Source organism: Xenorhabdus beddingii, from assembly GCF_002127545.1.
Lineage (GTDB): Bacteria > Pseudomonadota > Gammaproteobacteria > Enterobacterales > Enterobacteriaceae > Xenorhabdus > Xenorhabdus beddingii.
Window position 1 is genome coordinate 1 of record NZ_MUBK01000046.1, and the last position, 9863, is coordinate 9863.

Annotated in this window: 9 protein-coding genes; 5 read left to right on the forward strand and 4 right to left on the reverse strand. The window is 46.6% G+C overall.

What is annotated here, in order from left to right; genetic code table 11:
* Nucleotides 1–100 precede the first annotated feature (100 nt).
* Entirely contained in the window at nt 101–1570 is a 1470-nt protein-coding gene (locus Xbed_RS17345) for a glycosyltransferase family 39 protein (RefSeq protein ID WP_086114098.1), read from the reverse strand.
* A 148-nt stretch (nt 1571–1718) separates the two neighbouring features.
* On the opposite strand from Xbed_RS17345, the gene yihI reads away from it, so the two are divergent.
* The 4 genes from yihI to Xbed_RS17365 all read left to right on the forward strand — a co-directional run bounded on the left by yihI (nt 1719) and on the right by Xbed_RS17365 (nt 4693).
* Nucleotides 1719–2255, forward strand: coding sequence for a Der GTPase-activating protein YihI (gene yihI, locus Xbed_RS17350; protein ID WP_086114099.1), 537 nt, complete (start codon nt 1719–1721; stop codon nt 2253–2255).
* A gap of 152 nt (nt 2256–2407) precedes the next feature.
* Nucleotides 2408–3781 (forward strand): oxygen-independent coproporphyrinogen III oxidase, encoded by a 1374-nt coding sequence (gene hemN / locus Xbed_RS17355; protein WP_086114100.1) that lies wholly within the window; start codon nt 2408–2410, stop codon nt 3779–3781.
* 175 nt (nt 3782–3956) lie between these two features.
* Nucleotides 3957–4283, forward strand: coding sequence for a hypothetical protein (locus tag Xbed_RS17360; RefSeq protein ID WP_086114101.1), 327 nt, complete (start codon nt 3957–3959; stop codon nt 4281–4283).
* Nucleotides 4283–4693, forward strand: a complete 411-nt coding sequence (locus Xbed_RS17365) for a type II toxin-antitoxin system VapC family toxin (RefSeq protein WP_086114102.1) — start codon at nt 4283–4285, stop codon at nt 4691–4693. Before Xbed_RS17360 ends, Xbed_RS17365 begins: the two co-directional genes overlap by 1 nt.
* Nucleotides 4694–4708: 15 nt before the next feature.
* Here Xbed_RS17365 and glnG read toward each other — a convergent pair whose 3' ends face one another.
* The 3 genes from glnG to glnA all read right to left on the reverse strand — a co-directional run bounded on the left by glnG (nt 4709) and on the right by glnA (nt 8859).
* On the reverse strand, nt 4709–6139 hold the full coding sequence (glnG, locus tag Xbed_RS17370; protein ID WP_086114103.1) for a nitrogen regulation protein NR(I): 1431 nt from the start codon (nt 6137–6139) through the stop codon (nt 4709–4711).
* 24 nt (nt 6140–6163) lie between these two features.
* Complete coding sequence (glnL, locus tag Xbed_RS17375) at nt 6164–7213, reverse strand: nitrogen regulation protein NR(II) (RefSeq protein WP_086114104.1); 1050 nt, start codon at nt 7211–7213, stop codon at nt 6164–6166.
* A gap of 236 nt (nt 7214–7449) precedes the next feature.
* Complete coding sequence (gene glnA, locus Xbed_RS17380; RefSeq protein ID WP_086114105.1) at nt 7450–8859, reverse strand: glutamate--ammonia ligase; 1410 nt, start codon at nt 8857–8859, stop codon at nt 7450–7452.
* Between the two features lie 611 nt (nt 8860–9470).
* Here glnA and Xbed_RS17385 point away from each other — a divergent pair.
* Nucleotides 9471–9863, forward strand: a 393-nt coding sequence (locus Xbed_RS17385; RefSeq protein WP_086114106.1) for a hypothetical protein, incomplete at its 3' end; no start/stop codon positions are given.

Below are 9863 nucleotides of genomic sequence, written 5' to 3' on the forward strand. Positions count from 1 at the left end.
TACCGACCCCACTTAGCCCTAAAATATCAAACGCCCGATGACGTACATCATCAGGCGGTGATGAGTAAAATAAGTGTCAACGTATATCAGGACTAGACATTTATTCGATAGTTTCAGGTGCCACGAAACCAATGCAGACCGTTTGTGGTTCAGCACTGGGTTGAGCCTGAAAAGAGAATTCTTCTGTATGGCTAATCGTCAATGTCGGCCATTTCTGAAGCGTGTGGCGGAAGTTTTCCTCCTCGCAGCTTTTGCCTCTTTCTCCCACCAGTAATGCACCATATTTTGCAATATTGTTTTCTTTAATATGGCGGTTATAGATATTGGGCGGGGTGCCATTATTTAATTCCCAAGGCCGTATCGTTTCTGGGAGATAGTGACTGTAAAACGTCAGCCATTCATGCAGATATTCCCCGCCAACATAACGTAACGGTGTGGGGTACAGTTCGTTCCAGCGTTGATCAAGTTGGCGGGTAAACGTTTTTATACCCACAAATTTTTGCCCGGCATCACGGACATTCGCCACCATCACACTGATATAGCCGATCAAAACCAAAACACCAAACACAGCCAATCCCCGTAAGGTTCCTTGCAGGGATTTGCGGGGATAGACCGTGATTGAACCCACCAACAGGGCGGGGGCTACGGTCATAAAAGGCTGTACCCACTCAGTCATGCGTCCGCCCTGATTGAAAGAGAACCAGCCATAAATAATCAGCAAAGGCAGTAGGACAACGATATTGACCAGCGCGTTGGATGGCTGCTTAGGCCAACCAATCCGTCCACCCAACAGGTAAATAATTACACTGACAATAATCAATGGATAGAACACAGAAAGCACCGCACGAGTGGTATGCAGATTGAACCCTGCCTGAATTTGGGAATCAACCCACTTAAATGCGGCGAAGTCGTTATGCACCAGCCACCAGACGTTCGGTAACACCAGCGCGAACCATATCACAAGGGCGAGATAAAACAGCGGTTCCCGATAGCTGCGACGGACTTTGGCTGTGAACAGTGAGAGCAAAAAGACAGAACCGACGATAGCAAGCGAAGAATATTTTCCCATCGTTGCCAGCCCGGTGGCGAGGGCAAATGCCAGCCACCATTTGGGATGATCGTCGATGGCGCGCAGAAAAAACAGCAGAGACCACGGCCAGAGCATGACCAAAAGGTAATTATCATTATAAGGAATGATATCGAAATTGATGATGCCTGACAGGTTCAGCGTTAACATGGCAAGCCATGCCAGTGCAATTTTGCCCGTTAACCGGAAAGCGAGCTGCCAGACCCCCAGCATACCGATGGCAATGGCAACAAAGTGGACGAAATACCAATAAAAACTCAGAGAAATATTGCTGATACAAAGAGCAGGTAGCATTATGGCACCGACCAGCCAAGGGTTTTTGGGAGAACCCCATTCCCCATTGATCCCCCAGTTCAAGGCTTCTACCGCATCATAAGGCACGGTGGGATCGAGAGTGTAGCTTGCAATTACCCATAAAACAGCATAACCAATGACCCAAAGAGACAATGACATACGATAAGAAGGAGCATCAAAAAAGCGCATGGTAGTTAATGATCACCATATTTGAGTTAAATATTCCTAGAATATTAGCTGAACTTTAAACGATAAGTGAATGACATTGGATGTTAAAGGAAGTTTCTGTTAGATTCCGCCGAAAATATCTTGATAAAAGCGAGTTGAGTCACAAGCTATGAGCCCGTTAAAGAAAAAATCACCAGCGAAACCTTCCGCTGGCAAACAAAAAAGAAAAAGCCGCGCAGAATTGGATGCCGAAGGGCGCGACCGTAAACGCGATAAAAAGCGTCGGGGTAATCCCACGGGTAGCCGCAGTAACGGTGATGCCAGAAATAAGAAACGTTCAGCCGACAAGCAGGAAAAAGATCCGCGTATCGGCAGTAAGGTTCCCGTTCCTCTGGTTGTCGGCTCCCTGGCGGTAGGTAAAAAAACATCCGCAGTGAAACCCGCAGATAAACCCGTTGTGGAGGAACAACAGCCTCGTCTGTCACCACAGGACGAGCTGAAAATGCTGGAAAGTGATGAGCGTCTGGATGACCTGCTGGCACGTCTTGAGCAGGGTGAAAAACTGTCTCAGGAAGACAATGCCTATGTCGATAACATGCTCGACCGTGTTGATACTCTAATGGAAGAGTTGGGCATCAATCTGGAAGAAGATGACAGCGAAGAGGAAAAACAGGAAGACATCATGCAGTTGTTGAAAGGGAAGTAATTTCTGCATTGATTGTGATCATAAAAGGCGGGTTTATTCTGATAACCACAACATTAATAACCCTGGTTTTAGTGTGTTATTTATTGTGGTTATTGGGTAAACTATGGCAGCTATCGTGACGTGAATGGGCGAAAACAGCGGAAGGAATAAGCATGTCAGAGCAAGCCATTGTTTGGGATCTGCCTTTGATCCAGAAATACAACTATTCAGGGCCTCGTTATACTTCATACCCAACAGCATTGGAGTTTAACCAGCAATACAATGATCTTGCTTTTGCTCAGGCTGCGGCCCGCTATCCCCATCGCCCGCTTTCCCTCTATATTCATATCCCGTTCTGCCATAAGCTGTGTTATTTCTGCGGTTGCAATAAGCAGGTCACCCGGCAGAAACACAAAGCCGATGACTATCTGGATGTGCTGGAAAAAGAGATTGCGGCCCGTGCCCAATTATTTTCCCGGCGGAAAGTCAGCCAGATGCATTGGGGGGGAGGCACGCCGACGTATCTGGACAAAGCACAAATCAGCCGGTTGATGTCGATGTTGCGTCGCCATTTTCATTTTCTGCCCGAGGCTGAACTTTCCATTGAAATTGATCCGCGTGAAATTGAACTCGATGTGATTGATCACCTGCGTCATGAAGGATTTAACCGCCTGAGCATGGGCGTGCAGGATTTCAATAAAGATGTACAGCGTTTGGTGAATCGTGAACAGGATGAGGCATTTATTTTTGCACTGGTCAACCGTGCCCGTGAAACCGGTTTTACATCCACCAGTATTGATTTGATTTATGGTTTGCCGAAACAGACGCCAGAGAGCTTTGCTTTTACATTGCAGCGTGTATTGGCGTTGTCACCCGATCGCCTGAGTGTATTCAACTATGCCCATTTGCCCAGTTTGTTTGCAGCGCAGCGTAAAATCAAGGAGCAGGACTTACCCACGGCAGCTCAGAAGCTGGATATTTTGCAGGAAACGATTTCGACCCTGACAAACAATGATTATCAATGTATTGGCATGGATCACTTTGCCCGCCCTGATGATGAATTGGCGGTTGCCCAGCGGGAAGGTCTCTTGCACCGTAATTTTCAGGGATATACCACGCAGGGAGAGTGCGATTTACTCGGCATGGGGGTCTCCGCCATCAGTATGTTGGGCGACAGCTATGCACAGAACCAGAAGGACCTGAAAACCTACTACGCAGCGGTAGAGGCACAAGGTCATGCATTGTGGCGGGGATTGGTGCTGACGCGGGATGATTGCATTCGTCGTGATGTGATCAAGGCGTTGATTTGTAACTTCCGGTTGAATTTTGCGGAGATTGAACAGTGCCATGGGCTGAATTTCCCTGATTACTTTGCCGAAGACCTGCAATTGCTGGCACCATTGGCGGAAGATGGCTTAGTTGAAGTGACAGAATCGCACATTCAGGTATCTCCCAAAGGGCGATTGTTGATCCGTAATATTTGTATGTGTTTTGACCGCTACTTACGCAACCAGATGCGGCAAAGACAGTTTTCGCGGGTGATATGAAGGCTCAATTTTCTACAAGAATAGCATTTACACAACACCTTAATAAAAGGGTATCGGCAATATTTCAACAATTCATGTTCAATAATTTCTGTTCACAACGCATATAGGTTAACATTTTCCAAATGATTGGTTAAAATTAGCTCAGTGATTCGATTGCCGAAATGTAGGAGATGATATGAGTACTGAAATAAAACTCGGTATTGCAGAGCTTCCTGCGGGATTGAGAGCCGTGATCAGGGATGGTCAAGCTATTGTTATTAAAGGAGCAGGTGAAGATGCTATACAGGTAAAGACTTATCGTTGGCACAATAAGCGGGTATTAAAACCAGCAACTAATAATAAACCCATGGTACTAAGGCCAGTGGGTATGTTAGCCAAGCCTAAAAAAACATTGAGGCCGATTGGTGTGCTGATTGGAAAACTGTCCATACCAACAGAAGAAGAGTTTGCTAAACGTGACAGTGAAATCCTTTCAATGTTTGAAGGAAGAGAACAAGACTAATGCGCTATCTGTTAGATACTCATATTTTGCTTTGGTATTTGGCTGACCCCTCTAAACTGAAAAAAGCGGTCAATAAATTATTAAGAGATACAGATAATGAAATTTATTTTAGTGCTGTCAGTATTCAGGAAATAGCAATAAAAAGAAGACTGGATAGAGATGATTATGCTTTTGAACCCAGAATTATCGCGGATGTTGCACAAAATGAAGTGGGTTTTTTACCATTGTCGGTAACCATTGAACATTCTTCCTGTTATTACGAGTTACCGAAGGTAAAACATCGGGATCCTTTCGACCTTATGCTGATGGCTCAAGCTATCTATGAAGGAATGGTATTAGTCACAAACGACGAAGCGATATTAACCCAGTTTATTGATCTCCCTGAGTATTTGCTCAGTAATAGAGGGTAGATTCACTTAAATAACCTATTCCAACCCCAGTTCCTTCAATTTCCGCGTTATGGTATTTCTTCCCCAGCCCAGCAAGCGGGCGGCTTCCTGTTTATGCCCATTGGTGTATTCCAGTGCGCAATTAAGCAAAGTGCGTTCCAGCAATGGCAGAGCATCGGAAAGGAGGTTGGTTTTTCCTTCTTTTAAGGCATGTTGTGCCCATGTTGCTAACAGTTGCGGCCAGTTTTCAGGAGAGGCTGAGTGAGACAGAGGGATGTTTCCAGCCAGCTCTGTTGACGGATGACCGATTAAGTCAGCAGGCAAATCCTGTACCAGCACTTCTTTGCTGGCAGCCATCACGGTCAGCCAGCGGCAGACATTTTCCAACTGGCGGACATTTCCCGACCACGGCAGACGCATCAAGGCAAGTTCTGTATCAGGATGCAGGATTTTGGCTTCAACCCCCAGCTCAGTGGCGGTTTGTTGCAGGAAATGGTGGGCCAGGCGCGGAATATCTTCCACTCTGTCCCGCAATGGGGGTAACTGAACGCGAATGACATTCAGGCGATGATAGAGGTCTTCCCGAAATTTGCCTTCTGCAACACGTTGCTCCAGATGTTGGTGAGTCGCTGCAATAATACGGACATCAACCTTCACCGGTGCATAACCCCCGACCCGATAAAATTGCCCTTCAGCGAGCACCCGCAGTAAGCGGGTCTGGATATCCAGCGGCATATCACCAATTTCGTCCAAAAACAGTGAACCACCATTGGCTTGTTCAAAACGCCCGTGACGCACTTGACTGGCACCCGTAAAAGCCCCTTTTTCATGCCCAAACAGTTCAGATTCAATCAAGTCTTTTGGGATGGCCGCCATATTCAGGGCAATAAATGGCGCAGAGGCGCGTGGGCTGTGGCGGTGCAGAGCATGGGCGACCAGTTCTTTTCCCGTACCGGATTCCCCATTGATTAACACACTGATGGAGGAGCGGGAAAGCCGGCCGATAATCCGGTACACCTCCTGCATAGCGGGGGCTTCTCCGATCATATCTGAAACGGATGCCGCCACTTGCGGGTTGACGGAAGAGTGATGCTGTTCGCGATAGTGACTCAGCGCCCGCTCAACCAGCGCGACGGTTTCATCAATATCGAAAGGTTTTGGCAGATAATCAAACGCCCCCTGTTGATAGGCACTGACAGCGGCATCCAGATCAGAATGGGCAGTCATAATGATGACCGGAAGCTGTGGATAGCTCTGTTTTATCTGATTGAGCAGATTTAATCCGTCTAGTCCGGGCATACGGATATCAGACAAAAGGACTTCAGGACTGCCCTGTGACAGTGCAGCCAGAACGGTATCGGCATTTTCAAAACAGGTGCACTCCAATCCTGCGCCACTCAGCGCCCGTTCAAGTACCCAGCGGATAGAACTGTCGTCATCAACGATCCAAACTTTTCCTCGTTGCATTGTTACCCTCTATTTCTCGAACGGTTATTTTTTGATGGGCAGATAAATGGAGAATTCCGTATGTCCCGGCCAACTGGTGAATTCAATTTTGCCCGCATGCTGGTCGATGAGATTACGGGCAATGGACAGCCCAAGCCCAGTTCCGCCTTCATGCCCACTGACCATCGGGTAAAAAAGCGTATCCTGAATATTGGGAGGGACACCTGGCCCGTTATCTTCAATATCCATTCTGGCCGCGAGGCGGTAACGCTCACCCTGCAAGGTAATCTGAAATGCAGTTCGCGTCCGCAATGTGATCGTGCCTCCTTTTTTCCCCAGAGCCTGTAGCGCATTGCGGGTGATGTTCAGTAACACTTGCTCAATTTGGTCAGGATAGTAAGCCAATTCCGGCAGGCTAGGGTCATAATCTTTGATCAGCGTAACATGGGGGGGCATTTCCAGTGCCACCAACTGGTAAACGCGCTCGACGACATGATGGATGCTCTGGCGGGTTTGCGCACCCGGATGTTGCGGCCCCAGTAAGCGATCCACCAGACTGCGTAACCTGTCGGCTTGTTCAATAATCACTTGGGTATATTCCCGCAGGGACGGATCCGGCAGCGCTTTGGCGAGCAATTGGGCGGCTCCCCGCAGTCCCCCAAGGGGATTTTTTATTTCATGTGCCAGCCCCCGAACCAATTCCCGCGCAGCCGCCTGCTGTGCTTGTTGGATCTGCTCTTGGCTTAACCGGCGTTGACTATCCATAGGCGCCAGTTCCAGCAGTATAAACTGTTCGGAAATCGGTTGGGCGCTGAGCGACATCACATGAGGGTGATTATTGATCACCAGTATGACTTCGTTGTCGGTAAAACCGTGCCCGTTGATCAAACTGGCACGCATCAATTCTGTATCCAGAGAAATATAGCTAAACAGAATAGGCAAAGGCGTGCCGAATAATTTGCGTGTACTCTGTGCCAAAAGCTGCATAGCGGAATGATTGGCGTAGCGGACAATCAAATCATTATCCAGCACCAATACGCTGTTTATCAGTGAGTCGAGAATTTGCTCTGCTTCGGGTAAATCCGCCATCATCATTCAATCTCTGCACGTTTTTGGTGCATTGTAGCCTATTTCAGCCTAACTCAATAAGTTGTCCGGCCCAGTATGCGTTTATTTTCACTCCGTCTCATCTGGTTTTGTGCTTGTTTGCGAGATGTCATTGTTTGCGAGAAAAGAGCCCATCCAAAGATGGGCTAAAAGTTTCACGGCAACAAAAAAGGAACAGCAGCAATGCCACCAGGCTCGCTATAAAGGCTATACACGCTAAAGCATTACACGCTGTAATACAGTTCAAACTCCAGAGGATGTGGCGTCATGCGAACACGTTCAATTTCACCCTGCAATAAGTTGATATAAGCATCAATGGCATCATCAGTGAAAACCCCGGCGCGGGTCAGGAATTCACGGTCTGCATCCAGTGCAGCTAAGGCATCTTCCAGAGAAGAAGCTACCGTTGGGATCTCTTGTGCTTCTTCTGCTGGCAGGTCATACAAGTTTTTATCCATGGCATCACCCGGATGTATTTTGTTGATGATGCCATCCAGACCGGCCATTAATAGTGCAGCGAAGGTCAGATAAGGGTTCGCTGCCGGATCAGGGAAACGCACCTCAATGCGGCGGGCTTTAGTGCTGGCCACAACGGGAATGCGGATAGACGCAGAACGGTTGCGGGCAGAATAAGCCAGCATGACCGGAGCTTCAAAGCCGGGGACCAGACGTTTGTACGAGTTGGTCGTTGGGTTGGTAAAGGCATTCAACGCACGGGCATGTTTGATGATACCGCCGATATAGTACAGAGCCAGTTCAGACAGGCCGCCGTATTTGTCACCGGCAAACAGATTCGTGCCGTTCTTGGACAGGGACATATGGCAGTGCATGCCAGAGCCGTTATCTCCCACCAGCGGTTTTGGCATAAAGGTGGCTGTTTTGCCAAATTTATGGGCCACATTATGCACTACATACTTATAAATCTGAGTTTCATCCGCTTTTTTCGTCATCGTATTGAAGCGGGTGGCGATTTCATTTTGTCCGGCAGTCGCAACTTCGTGGTGATGAGCTTCAACCACCAACCCCATTTTTTCCATTGTCAGGCACATGGCTGAACGCAGGTCTTGAGAAGAATCGACCGGAGGAACAGGGAAATAACCCCCTTTGATGCCGGGACGGTGCCCTTTGTTACCATTTTCATAGCGGGTGCCGCTATTCCACGCGGCTTCTGTATCATCAATATGATAATAAGAACCAGAGATGGAACTGCCGAAACGGATATCATCGAACAGGAAAAATTCGGGTTCTGGCCCGAATAGAACCGTATCTGCAATGTCGCTTGCACGTAGGAAATCTTCTGCGCGTTTCGCAATAGAGCGAGGATCGCGGTCATAACCCTGCATCGTGCCGGGTTCCAGAATATCGCAGCGCAGGATAAGGGTGGCATCATTAAAGAAGGGATCAAGCATGGCCGTGCTTGGATCTGGCATTAACACCATGTCGGATTCATTGATGCCTTTCCAGCCACCAATTGATGAACCGTCAAACATTTTGCCATCTTCAAAGAAATCTTCATCAACTTGGTGGGCAGGAATGGTGATATGTTGTTCTTTACCTTTGGTATCAGTAAAACGTAAGTCAATAAATTTCACCTGATGTTCTTCAATCATGGACAAAACATGTTCAACGGACATACTCGCTCTCCTGGTTTACGTCGGCTGGATAAAACAATGCAAGGTATGCGGTTTTATCTTGCAATTTCTATTGCAAAAAAGAATGCGAAAAGTGTGCCAACTTTTAAAAAGCACTGAATATCAACGAAAGCCCTTTTTCGTGAAGGGGGAACAGCTAACCTGCTCGTTTATCGGCAGGTAAAATTGCACCAAATTGGGGATAAACCGAAATTAGGGCACCATAATGGTGATATTGAGTGTTTGATGAAGCGCGACCTGATTATAGTACTCATCTTGATCGCGCCTGTTATTTCAGGGTAAAGCGATTATTAGCGTGTTCAGGGCATGGGAAAGGCAATGGAGGACATCAGCGTTATCGCTGTTATGCTTACAGCAAGGTTTTTCCGTTGTAATACATCTACCAAGCCTGTATTTTTCATTACATAGAGCAATTAAATCATTATACACAATCCACGAAATAACTTTGAGTTATCGGTTGATAACTCAATTTCATGATAAAAATAAAAATATTTCCTACTATAGAGCATTATGGGAAATAGTCTGTTTTCTTACCAAACCAGAATAAAATAAGGCTATTAATAGTAAATTAATGTATTTTGAGGTGCTTATATATGTCATCATATATTAGTAAGGTCATTGTTTTTTTTATTTTTATCTATGCGTTACTTATATCCACTACCATAATAAACGCTTTTGCAGACGGCAATATAACGACAAATAAGATATCTTCTCAACAAACAGATCAAAAAGAAAATATAGACGTTCGCGTTAATGAGTCAAGTAAAATATTTTTTGACTCGAATACCAATCAAGAAAATGACGTAAAAAAAAACAGTGACACCTCAAATGCTGATACACCGAATATCATCACAAGAAATCTACAAACGGTAAGCAATATTCTGTCATCTTCTCCTGCTGAATTGGCAGAACAAGCCAAATCCTACGCTTTGGGTAAATTTAACCGCACCGTCGCTTCTGAAGCGCAAAAATGGCTCTCACAGTTT